Source organism: Streptomyces coeruleoprunus (genome assembly GCF_039542925.1).
GTDB classification, from domain to species: domain Bacteria; phylum Actinomycetota; class Actinomycetes; order Streptomycetales; family Streptomycetaceae; genus Streptomyces; species Streptomyces coeruleoprunus.
Window position 1 is genome coordinate 6,873,225 of sequence record NZ_BAABIT010000001.1, and the last position, 21,825, is coordinate 6,895,049.

A 21,825-nucleotide genomic window follows, 5' to 3' on the forward strand; every position below is an offset into this window, starting at 1 on the left:
CCATGTTCACACCCGACGGACCCACCTTCCGCGAGCTGGCCGTCCAGGCCCTCTCCTCCATCGAGCACGGCTACGACCTGCTCGCGCCGAAGTTCGACCGTACGCCCTTCCGTACGCCCGGCCCCGTCCTGGACGCCGTGGCGGACGCCCTGCGGCCGCTCGGGCCCTTCGGCGCGGGCCTCGACGTGTGCTGCGGCACCGGGGCCGGCACGGACGTCCTGCGGGGACTGTGCCGGGACCGCGTCACGGGCGTGGACTTCAGCACCGGCATGCTCGAACGGGCGCGGGCCGCGCACCGCCCCGAGCCCGGCATGGTGGACGCCGAGTGGCTGCGGGCGGACGTGCGGGCGCTGCCGTTCCGCGAGGAGTTCGACCTGGCCGTGTCCTTCGGGGCGTTCGGCCACTTCCTGCCCCGGGAGCGGCCCCTGCTGTTCGCGCGGGTCCACGCGGCGCTGCGGCCCGGCGGGCGGTTCGCGTTCCCCGTCGCGGCGCCGCCCCGGACCGGCTCGCCGGCCTACTGGGCGCTGTGGGGCTTCGACGCGGCGATGCGGGTGCGCAACGCGCTGTGGCGGCCGCCGTTCGTCATGTACTACCGCACGTTCCCGCTCTCCGGCGTGCTCGCCGACCTGGGCCGGGCCGGCTTCACCGTGGAGCTCACCCCGCTCGACGCCCTGGGCCGCCGCCCCGACGGCGCGCCCCGCTGCCGCCTGGTCTTGGCGCGCCGCCCCGGCTAGCGGAGCGGCGCGGGACGGGCGGGTCCGGGCTCAGGACCCCTTGCGGACCTCCTTGTTCACCTCGGCCGGGGAGTCGTATTCCTTGTCCGGCATGGACTTGAGAGCGTCCATGATCTTGCGGTCGGCGCCGTGCTGCTTCGCCTGCTTGACGATCTCGTCCTTCGAGGCGGGGTAGCTCACGCCGCCGAGGCTCTTCTGTATCTCGATGGGGTTCACAGCCATGTCCGTCGAGTACCACCGGCATGTGCTGTCACACCCGAAGCGGTTTCGTGGGGCGAATCCATCACGGTTCCATCACAATGTCGTGTGAAGTCCGGAGAGTACGGGCACATCCCATGGCGAGGACGGCGTCCTGGCACGGGGTGCCGCCGCGTCGACCGGCCTCATCACCGAGCACCAAGGGAGACGAGCACCGCTGTCCTCCCTTCTTCACTTCTCTCCTGCGTGACGTGGGAAAGGCAGGTACGTCCATGCTGTTGGCGCATCCCGCTGTGCTTCGTGAACTCCTGGCCCGGTACGAGTCCCTCAGCGCCGCCTCTCAGGAACTGGCCCTCGCGCCCGACCTGAAGCGCCGTCTCGAGGACGTGACGTACACCCTGTGCGTGACCACCGGTACGCGGCAGCTCGAGCACGCCCTCGCGGCGGCGCGGGCGCGGCTCGCGGCGACCGCCGGTTGACCGGGGAGAGGCGAGGAGGAGGTCCCGGAAAGGATTCGGCGGCCCCGGCCCAGGGGTAGACCGGGGCCGCCACGGGCGTCCGCAGGGGAGAGCGGAACCACCCGGCGCGAACACGAGGGCGGCGCGAGGAGGGAGCGCCGCCCTTCTGTGTTCGGTCTGCGGGCACCGCGTCACACCTATCGGTGAGCGCGTGCCGTGCGAGCAGTAAATATATATACCGTTGAGTAGGCAAGGGTATGAAAAATTTCATGCCCTTCGATGGCCGAAAAAGTTCGGTGCCGCACCGGCCGCGCCGGGCCCACCGAAGCGCCCCTCGGACCCCTCCGCGCCGCCGCGGAGGTCAGTCGTCCAGGAAGAAGTCGTGCTGCATGGCGGCCTGCTCGTACCCCTCCAACCGCGCCTGCGTACGCTCCGGTTCGGCGTCCGCCATCGCTTGGAGCACCGCCGCGCACAGCACGCCCGGCGCCGCGTACGAGTCGAAGACGAGGCGTGAACCCGTCGGCGCCGTGAGCGTCACATCGGCCTCGTCCACCAGAGGACCCAACGTCAGGTCCGTGATCAGCGCCACACGCAGCCCGGTGCGCCGCGCCGCCCGCATCGCCGCCAGCGTCTCGTTCGCGTGCCGCGGCATCGCGAACGCCAGCACCCACGTACCGCCCGCCTCGCGCGCCTGGAGCAGCGTGTCGTAGGCCACGCTCCCGCCCCGCGTGACCACCCGCACGTCCGGATGGATCCGCCGCGCCGCGTACGCGAAGTACTCCGCCAGCGACACCGAGATACGCAGACCCAGCACCGTCAAGGGCACCGATCGCGCCAGCTCCCGCCCCACCTCCAGGACCTGCCCCGGATCGCCCAGGACCCGCCGCAGACTCTCCAGGTTCTCGATCTCCGCGTCGATCGCCGCCTGCAGCTCGTTGCGCCGGATCTCCTCCCGCGCCTCCGGCGAACCCGCCACCGCGCTCAGCGCGATCGGCTGCAGCGCCTCCCGCAGCGCCGGGAACCCGCTGTAGCCGAGCGAGGTCGCGAACCGCGTCACCGACGGCTGGCTCACCCCGGCCCGCTCCGCGAGATCCGTGATCGACAGGAACGCCGCCTCCGTGAGGTGGTCCACCAGATACTGCGCGATACGCCGCTGCCCCGGGGACAGCCGATGGCCTTCGAACAGCGCCCGCACCTTCTCCGCCGGAGTCGGCTCCGCCTCCGGGGCCTGCCGCCCCGGAGTGATCGCGGCCGCCTGAGCGCGCGCCTGCTGACCGGATGGCACTGAGGGCACCATGCGCCTCCTTCTCGTCCCAATTCCGCACAACATAGCTCACGAGGGGCAGCGGCCGACCGGCGTGCACGACGTGGCCACCCGGGCGCATCCTGGCTGTGTGACCTGGTACGGCGCCCCCGGCCACGTCCCGCCCCACCCCACCGGGACGGCAGGGGGGCGGAAGGACGACAGCCGCATCCCGGACGCCCTCGCGATGGCGCTCGCCCCCGCCGCCGCGTCCGCCGTCGAAGCCGTCGGCGGCTACGCCGGCGGCGTCTACCTGCGCTCCCGGACCAAGGGCCTGCTGCGCCTCGCCGTCCTCGCGGGACTGCCCGTCCGCCTGTTCAGCCCCTGGTGGCGGATGCACGTGAACCGCCCCTTCCCCGTCGCCGAGGCCTACCGGTCCGGCAGCCTCGTCCTCCTCGCCGACGCCGAGGAGGCCATGCGCCGCTTCCCCCAGCTCATGGCGGGCCTGCCCTTCCCCTTCGGCTCCCTGTACGCGCCGGTGACCCACGGCCGCGACCGCTACGGCGTCCTCGTCGTCCTCCGCAACGCCACACCCGGCCGGGACGTCGACGCCGCCGACCGGCAGCGCATGCAGAACGCCGCGAGCCGCCTCGGCGCCGCCCTCGCCGCCCTGGAGGCCGCCGGGGCGCCCGTCTCCTGGGACCGCGAGCCCACGCCCGTCCAGCTGCCCGCCGGGGCCACGCCACCCGTACGGATCGGCCGCCTCGACTGGCGGGTCGACACCGCCACCGTCACCGCCGACCCCGAACTGTGCCGCATCCTCGGCACCGACCCCGACGACTTCCCCGGCACCGTCGAGGGCCTCGAAGCGATGCTGGCCCCCGAGGACGTGTACGGCCTGTGGGCCCTCGTCCACCAGGTGACCGCCACGACCGACCCGGAACGGCCCGTCTCCCGCCGCATGTGGCTCCGCGGCCGCGACGGCCGCCCCCACCTCCTCGAACTCACCCGCGACCACCCCGCACCGGACGACGCCCGGGACCCCGGGGGCACGCCCGGCCCCGCCACCGACGCGGGCTTCGGCGGCCCGCCCGGCGCCGACCTCCCGGCCGGCGGGCCGGGTCGCGGCGGGCCGCGTGAGGGGATCCCCGGCGGCGGCGCCCCGCCCGGCGGGATGCCCCCGCGCGGCGGTCCGTCCGGCGGGGCCCCGGTCTCCGGCGGCCCGTCGGCCGGCGGCGGCCTGCCGCACGAGGGGACCGGCGCCCGGAGCATCCCCGCCGGTGACCGCCCGACCGGCGGGCCGGCCGTCGGCGACGGGCCGCGTGAAGCACTGCCCGGAGGTGAAGTACTGCCCGCCGGTACGCCTGTGCGGGGTGGGAGCTCCGCCGGGGCGTCCGCCCCCGGCGGCCCGCAGGGCGGGGCGGCCGACGGGGAGCCGGCCCCGTACGGGGGCGGGCGGCGGGCCGTTCGCCTCGTCGGGGTGCTCGTCGATCCCGGCACCGGGCCCATCGTCGCGTCCGCCGCCGACCGGCTGGCCACCGGCGTTCTCTCCCTGGACCGGCTCGGGCGCGTCACGTACGTGAGCCGCCGGGCCGAGACGCTTCTCGCGGTCGCGCGGCCCAAGCTCGTCGGGCGCATTCTCTGGGACGTGCTGCCGTGGACCGGACGCCCCGCGTACGAGGACCACTTCCGGGCCGCGCTCATCTCCACGGACCCCGTCCACTTCCTCGCGCACCGCCGCGCCGACTCGTGGCTGTCCGTCTCGCTGTACCCCGGCCACGACGGCCTGACCGTCACGCTCACCCCCGCCGAACAGCCCGGCTACACCCCCGGCTCCGTCGCCGCACCCGGCCGGGGCCTCGGCTCCCCGGCCGACCGCGCCGCCGTCCTCTACCGGCCCGTCGCCCTCGCCATCGCCCTGACCGAGGCGGTCACCGCCCGCCAGGTCTCCGAAGTCGTCACCGAAGAGCTGCTGCCCGCCTTCGGCGGCCGCCAGCTGGCCATCTACCTCCTCAGCGAACGCCACCTCCACCTCGCCTGGGAGACCGGCTTCCCCCAGGGCTTCCTCGACCGGTTCGACGGCGTCGGCCTCGACGCCCGCCTCCCCGGCGTCGAGACGCTCACCTCCGGCCGGCCCATCTTCTTCGAGTCCATGCAGCGCCTGGCCGCCGCCTACCCCGGCATCCCCCTCGACGCGCACGTCGGCGCCCGCGCCTTCCTCCCGCTCATCGCCTCGGGCCGCCCCGTCGGCTCCTGCATCCTCGGCTTCGACCAGCCCCGCGGCTTCAGCCCCGAGGAGCGCACCGTCCTCACCGCGCTCGCCGGCCTCATCGCCCAGGCCCTCGAACGCGCACGCCGCTACGACACCGAGGCCGCCCTCGCCCGCGGCCTCCAGGACGCGCTGCTGCCCCACCGGCTGCCCCGTCACCGCCACGTCGACACCCTCGGCCGCTACCTGCCCGGCACCCAGGGCATGGACGTCGGCGGCGACTGGTACGACGTCGTCGAGACGCCCCGAGGCCTCGCCCTCGCCATCGGCGACGTCCAGGGCCACGGCGTCTCCGCCGCCGCCACCATGGGCCAGCTCCGCAGCGCCGTACGCGCCTTCGCCCTCGCCGGACACGACCCGCAGGAGGTCATGAGCGGCACGAACCGGCTGCTCATCGACCTGGACCCCGGCCAGTTCGCCAGCTGCTGCTACGCCGTGCTCGACCCCGTGACCGGCGCCCTCCAAGCGGTGCGCGCCGGCCACCTCCCGCCGCTGCTGCGCCACCCCGACGGCCGTACCGAACCCGTCGACCTGCCCGGCGGCGTCGTCCTCGGCGTCGACGCCGACGCCCACTACCCGGTCACCGGCCTCGACCTGCCCCAGGGCGCCGTCCTCGCCCTGTTCACCGACGGCCTCGTCGAACAGCCCGGCACCGACATCGACGTCGGCATCGCCCGGCTGTGCGGCGCCCTCGCCGGCCTCGGCCCCGCCCCCCTCGCCGCCATCGCCGACCGGCTCATCGACGAGGCGCGGGACGCCACCGACCGGCCCGACGACATCGCCCTCCTCCTCGCCTCCCGCCGTACCCCCGACCCGGCCCGTCCCGGAGCGGACGCGTGACCCCCCGCTGCGGGCCGCGCGCTTGTGCGGCGAGAAGGGGCGGCCGACCATGAGGAGGACGGACGAGGCAGGTGCCATGCGCGCACGGAACGCAACGGAGGGCGCCGACATCCGCGGCCCCCTCAATGTCACCCGGGCCGGCACCGCCGTGCTCGACGCCGAGGACACCATCATCGGCTGGGGCCCGGCCGCCGAACAGCTCCTCGGCTACCCGGCCCACGAGACCATCGGCCGCCCCATCGGCAGCCTCGTCGTCGACCGCGCAGGCGCCTACCAGATGGCCGCCGACCTCCCCGGCGCCGCCCGCGCCCGCTGCCGCGTCCTGCACATGCGCCACCGCGACGGCCGCATCATCCGCGTCACCACCGCGACCCTCCCGCTCTCCCACGGCGAGCACGACGGCCAGGGCCAGGGCGGTTACGGGGAGCACGGGGAGCACGGGAATCACGGCCCCGCGGGGGGCCCCGCCCGCCTCCTGGCGATCGCCGACGCCGACGAGACCGAGCGCTGGGAGGTCCTCCAGGCCATGCTCCGCGGCCTCGCCACGCAGTCGCCCGTCGGCCTCGCCATCTACGACACCGACCTGCGCGTCGTCTGGACCAACCACGCCCTCTACGAGGAGATGGGCACCTCCCAGTACGCCGGACTCGGCCCCGACGACATGGTCGCCTCGGGCGAGGTCCTCTCCGCCGGCTACCCGCCCAGCCTGGAGGAGACCATGGGGCGCGTCCTCACCACCGGCGAGCCCGTGATCGAGCTCCACTACCGGGGACGCCCACCCGTCGACCCCGACCACGACCACGTGTGGTCCTGCTCGTACTACCGCCTCCAGGACTCCGACGGCACCACCCTCGGCGTGTGCGAGGAGACCGTCGACATCACCGACCGCTACCTCGCCCAGCAGCGGCTCGACCTCCTCGTCCGCGCCGGCGGACACGTCGGCACGACCCTCGACATGAACCGCACCGCGCGCGAACTGTCCTCCGTCGCCGTCCCCCAGTTCGCCGACACCGTCACCGTGGACCTCGTCGACGCCGTCCTCCACGGCGACCAGCCCACCCCCGGCACCGCGCCCGCCGGCCGACTCGTCCGCGTCTGGGACGGCGCACCCGACGCCGCCGACCCCACCGGGACGGCCCCCGCCCCGGGCCGCGACACGGTCGACTATCCGCCCGACTCGCCCCAGCGGCGCTGCCTCGCCACCGGCCGCGCCGTCCTCGACCCCGCCCCGCCCGACGGCGTCACCCGGCCCGCCGGGCCCTCACGGCTCGTCGTGCCGCTGCGTACCGACGGCGCACCCCTCGGCGTCGTCACCTTCACCCGCGACCGCCTCCCCGACCCGTTCGACGCCGGCGACCTGCCCGTCGCCGACGAACTCGTCGCCCGCACCGCCGTCTGCATCGACAACGCCCGCCGCTTCACCCGCGAGCACACCGCCGCCCTCACCCTCCAGCACAGCCTGCTGCCCCGCAGCCTGCCCCGGCTCACCGCCGTCGACGTGGCCCACCGGTACCTGCCCGCCGACAGCAAGGCCGGCGTCGGCGGCGACTGGTTCGACGTCATCACCCTCTCCGGCGCCCGCGTCGGCCTCGTCGTCGGCGACGTCGTCGGCCACGGCCTCGGCGCCGCCGCCACCATGGGCCGGCTGCGCACCAGCGTCCGCGTCCTCGCCCGCCAGGACATTGCCCCCGACGAGCTCCTCGCCCGTCTCGACGACCTCATCGCGCAGGCCGCCGAGGAGGAGGCCACCGCCCCCGGCAGCATCACCGGACTGCGCGCCACACCGGCCCCCGGCCCCGACGAGATCCCCGACGACCAGGCCGTCGGAGCGACCTGCCTGTACGCCGTGTACGACCCGGTCAGCGGCGTGTGCCGCGCCGCCCGCGCCGGGCACCCCGCGCCCGCCGTCGTCGACGCCGCCACCGGCGCCGTCACCGTTCCCGACGTCCCCGGCGGCCCACCCCTCGGACTGGGCGGGCTGCCCTTCGAGAGCGCCGAACTGCACCTGCCGGAAGGCAGCCTCCTCGCCCTCTTCACCGACGGCCTCGTCCGCGGGCGCGGACGCGACACCGAGGCGGAGATCGACGCGCTCGGCCGCCTCCTCGCCGAGCACCGGGACCGCCCCCTGCCCGAACTCTGCGACCGCGCCGTCACCACCCTGCTGCCCGGTCCCGTCGAGGACGACGCGGCGCTCCTCCTCGTCCGCACCCGCCTCCTGGACCGGCGCGACATCGCCGTCTGGGACATCCCCGCCGGAGCCGAGGAGGTCGGCCGCGCCCGCTCCCTGGCGACGCGCCGGCTCGGCGACTGGGGCCTGGACGAGCTGACCTTCACCACCGAGGTGGTCGTCAGCGAACTGGTCACCAACGCCCTCCGGTACGCCTCCGGCCCCGTCCAGCTGCGGCTCATCCGCGACCGCGCCCTCATCTGCGAGGTCTCCGACACCGGCCACACCTCGCCCCACATGCGGCGCGCCGCGATGGAGGACGAGGGCGGCCGAGGCCTGTTCCTCGTCGCCCAGATGACCCAGCACTGGGGCACCCGCTACACCGCCACCGGCAAGACCATCTGGGCCGAACAGGCCCTCCCGGCCCGCTGACCGCCCGCCTGCCGCCCGCCGATCGCGCGCTGACCGCCCACCGGCCCGGCCGCCGGGGGGCCCACCGCGCGGGTCCGCCCGCCGAGCCCGCCCGGACGGATCCGCCCGCGAGCCCCGCCCGCGCGGGTTTGCCCCGCTGGGGCCCGGCAACCCGATGAGGGAAACCGCACGCCCCATCGGACGCCGGGAGGCACCTCATGGCAGCGTCCGCACAGATCAGCGCCGAACTCTGGGACGAGTTCCACACCGTCGTGAACATGACCTCGCGCGAGCTCCAGGAATGGCTCACCACCCAGGCGGCGGGCGAGGAGACCGAGGAACTGCCCGACCAGGCGGGACCCCGCACCGGCCGCCGCGTCCTGGAGATCCTCGGCAAGCGGCGCACCGACCTGACCGACGACGACGTCGCCGTCATGCGGCGCGTCTGCGACATCGTCCGCACCCAGCGCGACCCCGACCTCGAACCGAAGGCCGGCGGCTCCGACTGGCGCCACGGCCTGATGAACATCGGCCACGACCCCCTCAAGCCCGTATGACCCACGCCCATGCGCCTCACCCACGTCCGGCCCGGCGACCCCGGACACCGCCGGCTGCACCACGGCCGCGGCTTCCGCTATCTCGACCCCACCGGACAACCCCTGCGGGACGCCGCGGAACTGGCCAGGATCAAGGCCCTGGTCATCCCGCCGGCCTGGCGTGACGTCTGGATCTGCACCCGCCCCAACGGGCACCTCCAAGCGGTCGGCACCGATGCGGCCGGCCGCCGCCAGTACCTCTACCACCCCGCCTTCCGCGCCCAGCAGGAGGAGGCCAAGCACGACCACGTCCTCGACGTGGCGGAGGTCCTGCCGCGCGTCCGCGAGGCCGTCGAGGCCTCCGTCACGGACCGCGGCCTCACCCGCGACCGAGTCCTCGCCACCTCCGTACGCCTGCTCGACCTGGGTTTCTTCCGCATCGGCAGCGACCGCTACACCGACCTGCACCAGACCTACGGACTCACCACACTGCTGCGGGAACACACCCGCTGCCAGGGCGGCGAGGTGATCATCAGCTACCCCGCCAAGCACGGCCGGCAGCTCGTCCAGGCCGTCGTCGACCCCGCCGCACGCCGCACCCTCACCGCCCTCGTGCGCCGCAAGGGCGGCGGCGAGCGCCTGCTCGCCTACTGGGAGCGCCCCGAGTGGCACGACATCACCGGCGCCGACGTCAACGCGTACCTGCGCGACCTGGCCGGACTGGAGATCACCGCGAAGGACTTCCGCACCTGGCACGCCACCGTCATGGCCGCCGTCGGCCTCGCCGTGTCCCAGCCCTTCTCCCACAGCGAGACCGCCCGCCGCCGCGCCGTCTCGCGCGCCGTCCAGGAGGTCGCCCGCTACCTCGGCAACACACCCGCCGTCTGCCGCGCCTCCTACATCAACCCGCGCGTCATCGAGCTGTACGAGGAGGGCGTCACCGTCGCCTCCGCCCTGGCCCGCCTGGGCGACAGCACCACGTACGGCGTGCCCGCCACCCACGGCCACGCCGAGCGGGCCGTCCTGCGGATGCTCCGCACCGACCGCCCGCCCGAGGCGTGAGCCGCACGGCCCCACAGGGCGCTCACGGCGCTCACGGCCAGGACGGCTCCTTGCGCGGCACCACCACGATCTCGCCCGCCACACTGCCCTGCGGCACCGACAGCGCGTACAGCACCGCGTCCGCCACCACGTCCGGCGACTGCAGCATCGACACGTCCGTGTCCGGGAAGCGCTCCATGATGAACGGCGTCTCCATGCCGCCCGCGACGATCCCCGTCACCCCGATGCCCGTGCAGTCCCGCTGCGCCTCCTTGAACAGCGTGTGCGTGAAGGCCCGCAGCCCCGACTTGCCCGCCGAGTACGGCCCCGCCTCCGTCCACGTGCGGTTCGCCGCCGTCGACAGGATGTTCACGATGTGACCACCGCCCCGGGCCACCATCCGGCGGTACGTCTCCAGGCACAGGTACATCGGACCCAGCAGGTTCGTGGTGATCACCCGTGTGACCTCGTCGGCCGTCAGGTGCTCGATCGGCTTCGACACGTCCACCGCCGCGTTGTTGACCAGGACGTCCAGCGGTGTGCCCGCCTCGTCCAGCTCGCGGAACACGCCCGCGACCGCGTCCGGGTCCCGTACGTCCAGCTCCACGAACCGGGTGTCGCCCCCGTCCCGGTTCAGCCCGTCGCACAGCTCCCGCGCCGGCTCCTTGCGCACATCGGCCACGAGGACCGCCGCCCCCGCACCCGCCAGCCGCCGGGTGATCGAAGCGCCCAGACCGCGCGCCCCGCCCGTCACCAGCGCCCGCCTGCCCCGCAGGTCGACCCGCACTCCGCTTCCCATGTGCCCTCGCCCTTCGTCGTCCGTGGCGTCACTTCTGTCCACTGTGACCCGGGCAACTCCGTCCGGCACCCCGGACGGTCACTGTGAGCAAGCACACCAGAAGTGCCGGATCCCCGACGGCACAAGGAATTTGAGGCTCCGGCCCGGTCCCCGCCCGGCCGGCAGTGGCGTGGCCGACAGCAGACGGTGAAGCGGTCTGCCACGATGGGCCGCGCTGTGGGACCGCAGCACAGACCCTTCCGGTGGCACGCCCGAGCAGCGCAGCCGTGTGTCCGTCCGCCGGAATCCGCCATTCGAGCCCACCTCATCGCCGTGTCCCTTTCCCCTGCGGCCCCCGCGCCCGCCCCTGCCCCTGACCGCTCACCCTGGCGTTCGCTGAAGTACCGCAGCATGCGCTGGTGGTCCGTCGCGAACTTCGTCTCCAACGCCGGTACGTGGATGCAGCTGACCGTGCAGAACCTGCTGGTCCTGCAGATCACCGGCTCCGCCGCCGCCACCGGACTCTCCCTGTCCGTCCAGGCCGCGCCCGGCCTCCTCATGGGCCTCGCCGGAGGCGCCGCCGTCGACCGCTGGCCCCGCAAGCTGACCGCCGCCGTCAGCCAGGCCGCCCTCGGCGCGGTCGCCTTCACCACGGCGATCCTCGTCGCCTTCGATCAGCTGAACCTCGGCGTCCTCATGGCGCTCGCCGCCGTCACCGGCCTCATCGCCACCGTCGACGGACCCGCCTGCGCCCTCCTCGGCAACGACCTCGTCCCCGCCGAGGACGTCCCCTCCGCCATCGGCGTCGGCTCCCTCGTCCACAACGCCGGGCGCCTCGCGGGCGCCGCCCTCGCGGGCATCACCGTCGGCTTCCTCGGCACGGCCGCCGCGTACGCCGCGAACGGCCTGTCCTTCCTCTTCGTCACCGCGGTCATCCCGTTCCTGCGCCCCGTGGCGCAGGCGGCCAACCGCGCCCCGGAGGAACCGGCGCCCACCCCCACCATGACCATGCGCGAGGGCCTGACCTTCTTCGCCCGCCGCCCCGGCTCGTGGCGCTCGCCGTGGTCACCGGCGTCAGCTCCATGTTCGGCCGCAACTACGGGCTGACCCTCGCCGTCCTCGTCACCGGCCCCCTCGCCGGCGGGGCCGGGGCCTTCGGCACGGTCTCCACCGTCCTCGCGGTCGGCGGCATCGTCGGCGCCGTGCTCGGCGCGCGGCTGCGCAGGCCGTCCGTCCGCCTCGTCGGCGTACTCGCCGCGGCCGGGGGCCTCCTCCAGGTCGCCGCGGGCCTGTCGCCGTCCCTGGCGGTCCTGCTCGTCCTGGTCCTCCCGATGGCCGTCGTGGAGTCCGTCTCCGACACGGCGGGCACGACCGTCCTCCAGACCGACCCGCCCGCGCATCTGCGCGGCCGCGTCCTGGGCGTCTGGGGCAGTATCCGCACCGTCTGGAGCCTCGCCGGCCCGCCCGCGCTGGGGCTCCTCATGGAGCTGGCGGGCGCGCGCGGCGCGCTCGTGACGGGTGGACTCCTGATCGCCACGGTGGTCCTGGCGGGCCACTTCGCCCGCACCCGCCGCACCCCGACGCCGGTCGTCCTCCCCACCCCGACCCGCACGGAAGCCCCGGCCCTGAGCACCGCGGCCTGACACCCACGGGGCGGGCGGGCCCGCCCACCCCCCACCGGCGGTGAGCCGCCCACGGACGGGCAGGCCCGTCCACCCCACCCCCACCGGCCGCGCGCCGCCCACGCACGGGACGGGGGTGGTCCGGGGGTCGCGCGCGCAGGATTGGCGGTGCTGGGACGTTTCACGCTTCGGGGCCCGAGTGAGCCAATCTGAGCACGTGACCCCCGGGCCGCCACCGGACCCACCCACCGTCGTGGCGCGCGCTGGGGGTGGGCCCTCAGGCCGGGGGGCCGTTCCTGCTGTGCCCACCCGTTCCGCCCTTGGCGGAACGCATGCCCACAGCAGGAACGGCGGCACCGCGGCACCGGCGGCGCCGGCCGGGGTGGTCCCTAGCGGGGCCGGTGGGGGGTTGCGGCGGCTGCTGCCTTGCGGGCCAGGAGGGTGGTGGAGCGGCCGTTCAGGTACGGCAGCACCACCGCCTGGCCGCCCCACGCGCGCAGGACCTCCGCCTCCGGCAGCTCGTCGGCCGAGTAGTCGCCGCCCTTGACCCACACGTCCGGCCGCAGCCGCGTCAGCAGCTCCGCCGGCGTGTCCCCGTCGAAGACCGCGACGGCGTCGACGCTGCCGAGCCCCGCCAGCACGCGCGTACGGTCGGCGAGCGGGTTCAGCGGGCGGCCCGCGCCCTTGAGGCGGGCGACGGACGCGTCCGAGTTGACGCACACGATCAGGCAGTCGCCGATGCGCCGCGCGCTCTCCAGCAGACCCACGTGCCCGGCGTGCAGCAGGTCGAAGCAGCCGCCCGTCGCCACGACGGTGCCGCCCCGCGCCCGTACCCGCTCGGCGAGCGCGTACGGGTCGGTCAGCGGCGGCTCGTGGTGGCGGGCCGCCGACGGGCTGTGCCACAGGGCCGGGTTGCCCGCTCCGCCCGCCGCGACGAACGCCGCCGCCTCGGCGACGCCGCGCTGCACCGCCTCCTCCGGCAGCGCCCCGTCCGCCAGCGCCGCGGCCGTCGCCGCGGCGAAGCAGTCGCCGGCCCCGCACGGATCGCCCTTGGCCCGGTACGGCGCGGGCACCAGCATCGGCGTACCTCCGCCGGGCCGCGTCAGCAGCGCCCCGCGCTCGCCGAGCGTCACGGCGACGGCGGCCACGCGCCACCGCTCCGCGAGGTCGGCGCCCCGCTCGGCGTACGCGCGCAGCGACTCGCCGTCCCCGGGGCTCAGCGCCCGCGTCTCGGCGCTGTTCGGCGTGACGATCCGGGCGCCCGGCACCGGTGTGTCGCCCCGGGGGTGCGGGTCCCAGACGACCGGGATCCGCGGGGCCACGGCCGCCAGGTGCTCGCGCACCGCGCTCGCCGTGCGCCGCCCGTAGTCGGCGACGAGCACCGCGTGCGCGCCGGAGAGCGTGTCCCGCACGGCCGCGTCGGGTTCGCCCGGGTCGCCGCCGCCCCGGTCGATGCGGACGAGGGGCCGCCCGGACGCGAGGACCCGTGTCTTGACCGGCAGGGTGCCGTGCAGCGGCAGTTCCACCAGCCGCACGCGGCCGTCGAGCGAGCGGCGCACGGCGTCGCTGGCCGGGTCGTCGCCCAGTGCCGTCACCAGCACCACTTCCCGGCCGCCCCGGGTGGCCAGCGCCGCGGCGAGTCCCGCTCCGCCGGGCCGCCGGTGGTCGGCGGTCACGTCCACGACGGGCGCGGGAGCATCGGGTGCCAGCCGTGTCGAGGTGCCCTCGATGTCCTCGTCGAGGAGTACGTCCCCGACGACCACGAGCGGCTGCCGGGCGCTCACGCGGCACCCCAGTGCACCGTGACGCGGGCCGCCGCACCGGCCGCGGTCCGTGCGGTGGCGGTGTCGTCGGCCAGGGCCGCGTCGAAGCACTCGCAGAGCGCGTGCACCGCGACGAGGTGCAGCTCCTGCACGGTCGCGGTCGTGCCGGCGTCCACGCACAGCGCCTCGTGCGCCGCGTCGGCCAGCGGGTTGGGCGCCGGGCCGGTCAGGGCCCACACCCGCAGGGCCGCCGTGCGGGCCGCCTTCGCCGCGGCGAGGAGGTTGGCGCTGCGGCCCGACGTGGACAGCAGCAGGAGCACGTCACCGGGCCGGCCGTGGGCGGCGACCTGACGGGCGTACACCTCGTCGAAGCCGTAGTCGTTGCCGATCGCGGTGAGGCTGGACGTCTCGGCGTGGAGGGAGATCGCGGAGTACGCGGGCCGCTCGTCCCGGTAGCGGCCGACGAGTTCGGCCGTGAGGTGCTGGGCCTGGGCGGCGCTGCCGCCGTTCCCGGCGGCCAGGAGCCGCCCCCCGGCGGGGAGGACGACGGCGAGCCGGCCGCCCCACTCGGCGATCCGGTCCAGGTGGTCCCGCCGGAACCGGCCCAGGGCGTCCTGGAGGGACCGGCAGTGCCGGTCCGCGGCGTCTCGTGCAGCGAGGGGGTAGTCGGTCATGGGTGTTGGGGACGCACCGCGTCCGGTGGGACGGCGGCCGGACCCGCACCTCCTTCGTCTGTGCGGCGGGGTCGGAACGTTCCCGTTCCTCTGGGTGGGTGGGCCGGGCTCTGCATGTACCGCGCGCGCCGGCGGCTGCCGACGGGGCGGGGCCCGTCCGGTCTTCCGCCGTCAAGGGCCCGCGCAGGCGCTGCTGCCTTCCGGCCTGTCGTCCGCCGGTGGGGACCGGGGGCTGCCCGACCTGGGGCGGGCTGCCGAGCCGGGTCCGGCCCGGGCGCCCTGGACCGGGAACGACGGAGCCCTGCCGGATCCGCCGCACCTGGCGCCCACGCCCCTGCCGGGTCCGCCGTGTCCCGGGCCCACGCCCCCGCCGGGTCCGCCGTGCCTGGCGCGCACGTTCCTGTCGGGTTCGCCGTGCGTGGCGCGCACGTTCCTGTCGGGTTCGCCGTGTCCCGGGCGCACGTCCCTTCCGGGTTCGCCGTGTCCCGGGCCCACGCCCCCGCCGGGTCCGCCGTGCCTGGCGCCCACGCCCCTGTCGCGGGCCGGGAGCGCCGGCCCCCGCGCGCACCGGGCCCGTGGTCGGCGACGGACGTCCGCCGCCACCGCCCACGTCCGCCGGGGCATCGTCCGCCGCACCTCACGCCGCCCCGGAGACCGTCGACCGGGCGGTCGCGCACACCTCGCCGTACACGGCCTCCGTGGCCGCCGCGACGCGCGTCCAGTCGTACCGGCTGAGCACCCGGCGGCGGCCCGCCGCGCCGCAGGAGGCGCGCAGGGAGGCGTCGGCCAGGAACTCCGCGACCGCGCGGGCCAGCGCGTCCGGGTCGCGGGGCGGCACGAGCCGCCCGCACTGCGGGTCGGCGACCGTGTCGAGCTGCCCGCCCACGGCGCTGGCCACCACGGGCCGGCCGCAGGCCATGGCCTCCAGCGGGACGATCCCGAACGGCTCGTAGTCCGCCGGGCACACCACCACGTCCGCGCTGCGCAGCATCGGTGCCACGTCGTCGCGGGACACCGCGCCGGTGAACCGCACCCGCTCGGCGACCCCGGCGAGCCGGGCCACGTCGCGCAGCCGGCGCACCTCGGGGTCCCCGTCCAGCCGGGCCGGCGGCGGGCCGCCCACGATGACGAGTTCCGCGTCGGGCAGCCGGGTGAGCGCGGTGATGGACACCGCGGCCCCCTTGCGGGGCACCAGGCGGCCCAGCTGGACCAGCCGGTAGCGGGCCTCACCGCGCTCGGCGACCGGGCCCGCCGGGCAGAACTGCTCGGGGTCGACGCCGCACGGCACGACGCTCACCCGGTCGGGCGGTATGTGCATCCGGCTCAGCTCGTGCACCTCGTCGCGGCACGTCGCCACGATCCGGTCGCAGGCCAGCCCGACCTGCCGTTCGTACGCGATGCGCTGGGGCGGGCTGGTGTCGGCGGCCCTCTGGTGGCGCCGCTTCACCGTGCCGAGCGCGTGGTACGTGTGCAGGAGCGGCACGTGCAGGGCCCGGGTCGCGAGGAGCGCGGCGATCCCGGACATCCAGAAGTGGGAGTGCATCAGGTCGGGCGGCTCGTCCCGGAGCACCTCGGCCATGTGGCGGCCGAACTCCGGCATGTAAGGCAGCAGTTCGTCCTTCGGTACGGCCTCGGGCGGTCCGGCCGGCACGTGGTGCACGACGACGCCCGGCCGCACCTCCACCTCGTCGGGCTGGTCCTCGTCGTCGCGCCGGGTGAACACGGTGACCCGGTGGCCGCGGTCCGCGAGCCCCGACGCCAGCCGTGCGACGTGCACGTTCTGACCGCCCGCGTCCACGCCGCCCAGTGCCGCGAGGGGACTGGCGTGCTCCGAGACGAGCGCCACGGACAGGGGGCCCACGGGGCGTTGCGAGCTGGGGGTGGTCATGAGCGTACCTCCGTCATCACGCGCTCCCAGTCGTCCAGGAAGCGCTTGAGGCCGTACCGTTCGAGGGCCGCCTGCCGGGCCCGGGCGCCGTCCTCGGCGGCCGCCTCCGGCTCGTCGAGGTAGTGCCGGGCGGCCCGGGCCAGCACCTCCGGCCGGGTCGACAGGGTCCCGGCTCCCACCGGGACCGCCTCGACCGCCTCCGTCGTGGCCAGCGCCACGACCGGCATGCCGAGGTGCATCGCCTCCAGCAGGGACAGACCGAGCGACGTCCAGCGCACCGGGTGCACGTAGACCCGGCGTTCCGCCATCGCGGCGTGCAGGTCCCGCTGCGGCAGGTCCTGGGCGCGGCAGCGTTCCTCGGGCAGCCCCAGATGGGCGGCCAGGCCCTCGGTGCGCATCCCGAACACGTCCAGCGGCGCCGCCTCGGCGAGCGCGGGCAGCAGGTCCGTACCGGTGTAACGGCCGCGCCGCACCGGCTCGTTGACCACGACCGCCGCCCGGGGCAGGCGCCCCGTGTACAGGTGACCGGGGTCGACGATGCCGTGCTCGATCACCTCGGTGCGGGTGCGGCCGTTGTCCCAGAACAGCCGGTTGAAGTGCGTGACGTGGACGAGCGTCAGGTCGTCGCGGTCGGCGCACGGGTGCAGGGTGTCGGGTACGTCGCCGTCCGGCGCGTTGTGCTCCAGGAAGACGGCCGGCACGTCCCGGCCGGGGCGGCGGCCGCCCAGCCACCGCTCGGCGAGCGCGAACTCCTCCGGCCGCTGGAGGAGCACCAGGTCCACCTGCTCGGCGCGCAGCTGATCCGGTGTCACCTCGCGTACGGAGTCGGGCCAGGAGAACGTCTGCGCTCTGCCCCGCCCGTCAGGGCCGCGCCCGGGCAGCACCGGGACCAGGTAGGTGTGCGGTCCCTGCACGAACGCCGTCGTCCACGAGCCGTGTACATGCCACAGCAGAATGTTCATGGGTCGTCCTCCTCACCGCTCCGGCCGGGTCCTCAAGGCGTCCGTACGGACTCCGAGTCCGACGCGAAGAACTCGCCGCGCCGGATGGCGTACGGGCCGATCGCGAGCAGGTCCACGGGCGAGGAGCCGAAGCACTCCAGCGCGTCGCGCGGGTCGTCCACCATCGGCCGGCCCGCCGTGTTCAGGCTCGTGTTCACCACCATGGGCAGCCCCGTCAGCCGCTCGAACTCGCCCAGCATCCGCGCCACCAGCGGCTCCGCCGCCCGGTCCACGGTCTGGATCCGCGCCGTGCCGTCCACGTGCACCACCGCCGGGATGCGCTCCCGCCACTCGGGCGCCACGTCGTGCACGAACAGCATGTACGGGCTGGGCAGCTGCCCCTCGAAGATCTCAGCCGCCCGGTCGGCCAGCACCATCGGCGCCACCGGCCGGAACTGCTCACGGCCCTTCACGTCGTTGAGCCGCTCCAGGTTCCCCGCGTGCCCCGGGTGGGCCAGCAGCGAACGGTGGCCGAGCGCCCTCGGGCCGTACTCCGAACGCCCCTGGAACCAGGCGACGATCGCGTTGTCCGCCAGGGCCGCGGCCACCGTGGCCGCGATGTCCGGGGGCCGGTCGAACGGCACGGCCGCCGTCTTCAGCCACGCCGCCAGCTCCGCGTCGGACCACTCCCGGCCCAGGTCGGCGCCGCCCATCGGCTGCGGGTCGTCCCCGCCGCCCGCGGCGAGCAGGAGCGCCCCGCCCAGCGCCGTACCGGCGTCACCGGCCGCCGGCTGCACCCACACCCGCGAGAACGGGCCCTCGCGGGCGATCCGGGCGTTGGCCACGCAGTTCAGCGCGACACCGCCCGCCAGCGTCAGCACCCGGTCGTGCGTCTGCCCGTGCAGCCAGCGCACCAGGTCCAGCAGCGTCTCCTCCAGCACGGCCTGCGCACTCGCCGCCACGTCCGCGTGGTCCTGCGTCCACGGCTCGTCCGCGCCCCGCGGCGGGCACAGCTCGTGCCACGGCACACCGGTGGCGTGGAACCCGCCGTCGCCCGTGGGGTACACGTACCGGCGCAGCTCGGACAGCATCCGGGCCGGCCGTGCGAGGCGAGCGCCATCACCTTGAACTCGTCCGACGAGCGCAGGAATCCCAGGTGGTCGGTCAGCTCCTCGTACACCAGGCCCAGCGAATGCGGCAGTTCCTGCGCCGCCAGCGCCTCCAGCCGGTCGTGGACCCGGCGCGCCGCCAGGTGCGAGGCCCGCTCGCCGCGGCCGTCCAGGACCAGTACCGACGACATGTCCGCGCCGTCCGCCGCGAAGGCACTCGACGCCGCGTGCGCCATGTGGTGCGGCACGAACCGCACGATCGCCGGGTCGAGGCCCGGCAGCGCCGTCCTGAGGAACCCGGGCGCCTCGCGCGCGTACGTCACCCGCAGGTGGTCCCACGGGTCGTCGAGCCCCATCTCATGGGCCGGGCGGGCCAGTTCGGGATCGAACGAGTACGCCACCGCGTCGAGGTCCTGGGGCCGCAACCCCGCGCGCTGCAGACACCAGGCGGCGGCCTTCTCCGGCAGTTCCCACGCGGAGAACGGCACCGGCCGCTTTCCGTGCTTGCGCCGGGAGAAGCGTTCCTCCTCGGTGGCCGCGACGGTCCGTCCGTCGATCACGAGCGCGGCGGCGGGGTCGTGGAAGAGAGCGTTGATTCCGAGAATGCGCATGACGTCCCTGACCTTTCGGCTTTCGGGGGCGAGACGGCGGGAACCGGCGACCGCGACGGCCGGCGGCGGAGGGCCGCGCTCAGCGGTGGCGGGCCCGGAGGGTGTCGCGGAACCAGGCGATGGTGCGCCGCAGCCCGTCCTCGGCGGTCACCCGCGGCTCCCAGCCGAGCTTGTCGCGGGCGAGCGTGATGTCCGGGCAGCGCACGGCCGGGTCGTCCGTCGGCCGCTCGATGTAACGGATCTCGGACGAGGAGCCGCACAGCTCGATGACCAGCCGGGCCAGGTCCAGCATGGTGATCTCGGTCGGATTGCCGATGTTCACCGGGCCGCGCATCCCGTGCGCGGCGGCCGCGAGCACCCCGCGGACGGTGTCGTCGACGTAGCACAGTGACCGGGTCTGCCGCCCGTCGCCCGTGACGGTCAGCGGCTCACCCGCCAGCGCCTGCCGTACGAAGGTGGGCACCGCCCTGCCGTCGTGGCCGCGCATCCGGGGACCGTAGGTGTTGAACAGCCGCACGATGCCCGCGTCCGTGCCGTGCGCCTCCGCGTGCGCGGTCGTCAGCGCCTCCGCGAACCGCTTGGCCTCGTCGTACACACTGCGCGGGCCCACCGGGTTGACGTTGCCCCAGTAGCGCTCGCTCTGCGGATGCTGCTGCGGGTCGCCGTACACCTCGGACGTCGACGCGAGCACGAACCGCGCCCCGGCGCGGGCGGCCAGCGCCAGCACGTTGCGGGTGCCGAGGCTGCCCGTCTCCAGGGTGTGCATCGGCAGCCGCAGATAGTCGGCCGGCGACGCGGGGGAGGCGAAGTGCAGCACCAGATCAGGAGGCCGGTCCACCTCGAACGGCTCGGCGACGTCGGCCTCCACGAACGTGAAGCCGGGACGGCCGCGCAGCGCCGCGACGTTCTCCGGGCGGCCGGTGCTCAGGTCGTCGACGCACGTGACGGCCGTACCGGAGTCGAGCAGGGCGCTGCACAGGTGCGAGCCGACGAAGCCGGCGCCGCCGGTGACGACGGCGTGCTGCCAGCTGCGGGGAAGGGCGGTGTCCATCCGGTCTCCTCGGGGTCGTCGTGAGTGGTCGTCGGGCGGTCGGCGGTGGTCGTGGAGGTGGTTCGTGGGGTGGGTGTGGGCTGTCTTGGTGGTGGTCGTGGTCGTGGGCTGGTCTGGGGGCGGTCTCGGGGTCGTCTCGGGGTGGTCGTGGGCTGGTCCAGGGGCGGTCGTGGGGTGGTCTGGGGGCCTCTCGGGGGGGCGTGAGGTGGGCTCGGGGTCGTCTCGGGGGTGGTCGTGGGGCGGGCCGTCGAGTCGGTTCCGGTGTTCCGGCCGACCGGGGAAGAGTCACCCCGGGCCCCGGGACCAGGCTGGGCCGAACGGGGGGCCGGGGCGCGGTGGTGTGGGCCGACCGGGTGAGTCACGCGCCGTGCTCGTGGTCGTCAGGGCGCCACCGTCTCCGAGATGAGCAGGTCCGTCAGACCCGTCATCCCGCCCTCCGCGAGGGCTCTGCGCTGCTGGTCCGCCGGGGTGCCCTGCTGGAGCAGCCGGTGCACCAGGGACGTGACCTCGCGGTCGTCGCCCGTCTCCATGAGAGCCGGCGTGATGGCGTCGATGAGCAGGCACAGCACGTCGCCGGCCCGGCGGCAGCGGCCCTCCGGGTCCATCAGCAGATCGCTCAACCCGTGCCGCGCGGCATACCAGTTCGCGGCCTGGAGCTGCTCCGGCGGGCAGTACGGCACCGGCAGCCCGGCCGCTTCCTCGCGCAGCGCCGTCGCCACGAGCGCCCGCACGATGCCGGCGTACATGACGGCCGTGTCGGCCCTGAGCTGCACGTCCATGCAGCGCACCTCGAGCGTCGGGTAGTGGTCCGACAGGCGGGCCTGCCAGTAGATCTGTCCGGTGTCCGAGATCGCCCCGGAGTCCAGCAGCGTTCTCACCCGCCGGTCATGGTCCTCGATCCCCGCGAAGGAGGGGGGCGGGCCGCTGACCGGCCAGCGGCCGAAGACCACCGTCCGCCAGCTCGCGAAGCCCGTGTCCTTGCCGTCCCACAGGGGCGAGTTCGCCGCCATGGCCACGAGGACGGGCAGCCACACCCTGATCCGGTTCAGTACGCCTACGGCCGTGTCCCGGTCGGGCACGCCCACGTGCACGTGCATGCCGTTCACCAACTGCTCCGCGACCAGCTGCGGGGCCTGAGAGCGCATGGCCAGGTAGCGGGCCTTCTCGGTCACCGGCACCGGTGCCGGCTCGCGTAGCGGGGCGGCCCCGCACGCCACGATCCGGCAGCCGTTCTTCTCGGCCGCCGTACCCACCGCGTGCCGCAGCCGCAGCAGGTGGCCGCCGACCTCGTCCAGGTCGGTGCATACCGGAGTGGCGACCTCCACCTGGGCCTGGAGCAGCTCGGACTGGATCTCCTGGTCGTTCACGATCGGCTGGATCCCGGCGGCGGCGCGGACCTCGTCCGCGAGCGGTACGGGAAGGCAGGTGACCGGATCGACCAGCAGATACTCTTCCTCGACCCCAACAGTGATCATGTGCCGCCGGGTACCC

At 75.1% G+C, this 21,825-nt stretch carries 15 protein-coding genes and 2 pseudogenes; 7 read left to right on the forward strand and 10 right to left on the reverse strand.

Going from position 1 to position 21,825, the window contains the following annotated elements; genetic code table 11:
• Window positions 1-2 precede the first annotated feature (2 nt).
• Window positions 3-734 carry a class I SAM-dependent methyltransferase gene (locus ABEB09_RS30820; RefSeq protein WP_345693197.1) on the forward strand — a complete coding sequence of 244 codons (732 nt, stop codon included), beginning with the start codon at window positions 3-5 and terminating at the stop codon, window positions 732-734.
• A gap of 30 nt (window positions 735-764) precedes the next feature.
• Here the strand turns inward: ABEB09_RS30820 and ABEB09_RS30825 are convergent, their stop codons facing one another.
• Window positions 765-956 (reverse strand): DUF2795 domain-containing protein, encoded by a 192-nt coding sequence (locus ABEB09_RS30825; protein ID WP_345693198.1) that lies wholly within the window; start codon window positions 954-956, stop codon window positions 765-767.
• 248 nt (window positions 957-1,204) lie between these two features.
• On the opposite strand from ABEB09_RS30825, the gene ABEB09_RS30830 reads away from it, so the two are divergent.
• Window positions 1,205-1,411: a DUF5133 domain-containing protein gene (locus tag ABEB09_RS30830; protein WP_345693199.1), complete on the forward strand. Its 207-nt coding sequence runs from the start codon at window positions 1,205-1,207 to the stop codon at window positions 1,409-1,411.
• 340 nt (window positions 1,412-1,751) lie between these two features.
• Here the strand turns inward: ABEB09_RS30830 and ABEB09_RS30835 are convergent, their stop codons facing one another.
• Window positions 1,752-2,675: a MurR/RpiR family transcriptional regulator gene (locus tag ABEB09_RS30835; protein ID WP_345694140.1), complete on the reverse strand. Its 924-nt coding sequence runs from the start codon at window positions 2,673-2,675 to the stop codon at window positions 1,752-1,754.
• Between the two features lie 109 nt (window positions 2,676-2,784).
• On the opposite strand from ABEB09_RS30835, the gene ABEB09_RS30840 reads away from it, so the two are divergent.
• From ABEB09_RS30840 to ABEB09_RS30855, 4 genes are all read left to right on the forward strand, one after another.
• On the forward strand, window positions 2,785-5,742 hold the full coding sequence (locus ABEB09_RS30840) for a SpoIIE family protein phosphatase (RefSeq protein WP_380867598.1): 2,958 nt from the start codon (window positions 2,785-2,787) through the stop codon (window positions 5,740-5,742).
• A gap of 76 nt (window positions 5,743-5,818) precedes the next feature.
• Window positions 5,819-8,341, forward strand: a complete 2,523-nt coding sequence (locus ABEB09_RS30845; RefSeq protein ID WP_345693200.1) for a SpoIIE family protein phosphatase — start codon at window positions 5,819-5,821, stop codon at window positions 8,339-8,341.
• A gap of 197 nt (window positions 8,342-8,538) precedes the next feature.
• Complete coding sequence (locus ABEB09_RS30850; RefSeq protein WP_345693201.1) at window positions 8,539-8,877, forward strand: DUF3140 domain-containing protein; 339 nt, start codon at window positions 8,539-8,541, stop codon at window positions 8,875-8,877.
• A 9-nt stretch (window positions 8,878-8,886) separates the two neighbouring features.
• On the forward strand, window positions 8,887-9,918 hold the full coding sequence (locus tag ABEB09_RS30855; RefSeq protein WP_345693202.1) for a DNA topoisomerase IB: 1,032 nt from the start codon (window positions 8,887-8,889) through the stop codon (window positions 9,916-9,918).
• Between the two features lie 31 nt (window positions 9,919-9,949).
• Here ABEB09_RS30855 and ABEB09_RS30860 read toward each other — a convergent pair whose 3' ends face one another.
• Window positions 9,950-10,696 (reverse strand): SDR family oxidoreductase, encoded by a 747-nt coding sequence (locus tag ABEB09_RS30860; RefSeq protein WP_345693203.1) that lies wholly within the window; start codon window positions 10,694-10,696, stop codon window positions 9,950-9,952.
• Between the two features lie 390 nt (window positions 10,697-11,086).
• Here ABEB09_RS30860 and ABEB09_RS30865 point away from each other — a divergent pair.
• Window positions 11,087-12,318, forward strand: a pseudogene (locus tag ABEB09_RS30865) (MFS transporter).
• A gap of 368 nt (window positions 12,319-12,686) precedes the next feature.
• Here the strand turns inward: ABEB09_RS30865 and rfaE2 are convergent.
• The 7 genes and pseudogenes from rfaE2 to ABEB09_RS30900 form a co-directional block, all read right to left on the reverse strand.
• A complete protein-coding gene (gene rfaE2, locus ABEB09_RS30870; RefSeq protein WP_345693204.1) occupies window positions 12,687-14,081 on the reverse strand; it encodes a D-glycero-beta-D-manno-heptose 1-phosphate adenylyltransferase in 1,395 nt (464 codons plus the stop codon).
• Window positions 14,078-14,734 (reverse strand): D-sedoheptulose-7-phosphate isomerase, encoded by a 657-nt coding sequence (locus ABEB09_RS30875; RefSeq protein WP_345693205.1) that lies wholly within the window; start codon window positions 14,732-14,734, stop codon window positions 14,078-14,080. The genes rfaE2 and ABEB09_RS30875 overlap by 4 nt, the downstream gene beginning before the upstream one ends.
• 637 nt (window positions 14,735-15,371) lie before the next feature.
• Entirely contained in the window at window positions 15,372-16,622 is a 1,251-nt protein-coding gene (locus tag ABEB09_RS30880) for a glycosyltransferase (protein WP_345693206.1), read from the reverse strand.
• On the reverse strand, window positions 16,619-17,584 hold the full coding sequence (locus tag ABEB09_RS30885; RefSeq protein WP_345693207.1) for a glycosyltransferase: 966 nt from the start codon (window positions 17,582-17,584) through the stop codon (window positions 16,619-16,621). Before ABEB09_RS30885 ends, ABEB09_RS30880 begins: the two co-directional genes overlap by 4 nt.
• A gap of 32 nt (window positions 17,585-17,616) precedes the next feature.
• Window positions 17,617-19,283: pseudogene (locus tag ABEB09_RS30890) on the reverse strand (carbamoyltransferase family protein).
• 79 nt (window positions 19,284-19,362) lie between these two features.
• Window positions 19,363-20,334, reverse strand: coding sequence for an NAD-dependent epimerase/dehydratase family protein (locus ABEB09_RS30895; RefSeq protein WP_345693208.1), 972 nt, complete (start codon window positions 20,332-20,334; stop codon window positions 19,363-19,365).
• A 380-nt stretch (window positions 20,335-20,714) separates the two neighbouring features.
• Window positions 20,715-21,809, reverse strand: a complete 1,095-nt coding sequence (locus ABEB09_RS30900) for a carboxylate-amine ligase (RefSeq protein ID WP_345693209.1) — start codon at window positions 21,807-21,809, stop codon at window positions 20,715-20,717.
• Window positions 21,810-21,825: the final 16 nt, after the last annotated feature.

Excerpts from the sequence above, each read along its gene's own strand:
- ABEB09_RS30820 (WP_345693197.1), top strand. The coding sequence starts at position 3 with ATGTTCACACCCGACGGACCCACCTTCCGCGAGCTGGCCGTCCAGGCC.
- ABEB09_RS30825 (WP_345693198.1), bottom strand. The coding sequence starts at position 956 with ATGGCTGTGAACCCCATCGAGATACAGAAGAGCCTCGGCGGCGTGAGC.
- ABEB09_RS30830 (WP_345693199.1), top strand. The coding sequence starts at position 1,205 with ATGCTGTTGGCGCATCCCGCTGTGCTTCGTGAACTCCTGGCCCGGTAC.
- ABEB09_RS30845 (WP_345693200.1), top strand. The coding sequence starts at position 5,819 with ATGCGCGCACGGAACGCAACGGAGGGCGCCGACATCCGCGGCCCCCTC.
- ABEB09_RS30850 (WP_345693201.1), top strand. The coding sequence starts at position 8,539 with ATGGCAGCGTCCGCACAGATCAGCGCCGAACTCTGGGACGAGTTCCAC.
- ABEB09_RS30855 (WP_345693202.1), top strand. The coding sequence starts at position 8,887 with ATGCGCCTCACCCACGTCCGGCCCGGCGACCCCGGACACCGCCGGCTG.
- ABEB09_RS30860 (WP_345693203.1), bottom strand. The coding sequence starts at position 10,696 with ATGGGAAGCGGAGTGCGGGTCGACCTGCGGGGCAGGCGGGCGCTGGTG.
- ABEB09_RS30875 (WP_345693205.1), bottom strand. The coding sequence starts at position 14,734 with ATGACCGACTACCCCCTCGCTGCACGAGACGCCGCGGACCGGCACTGC.
- ABEB09_RS30880 (WP_345693206.1), bottom strand. The coding sequence starts at position 16,622 with ATGACCACCCCCAGCTCGCAACGCCCCGTGGGCCCCCTGTCCGTGGCG.
- ABEB09_RS30885 (WP_345693207.1), bottom strand. The coding sequence starts at position 17,584 with ATGAACATTCTGCTGTGGCATGTACACGGCTCGTGGACGACGGCGTTC.
- ABEB09_RS30895 (WP_345693208.1), bottom strand. The coding sequence starts at position 20,334 with ATGGACACCGCCCTTCCCCGCAGCTGGCAGCACGCCGTCGTCACCGGC.
- ABEB09_RS30900 (WP_345693209.1), bottom strand. The coding sequence starts at position 21,809 with ATGATCACTGTTGGGGTCGAGGAAGAGTATCTGCTGGTCGATCCGGTC.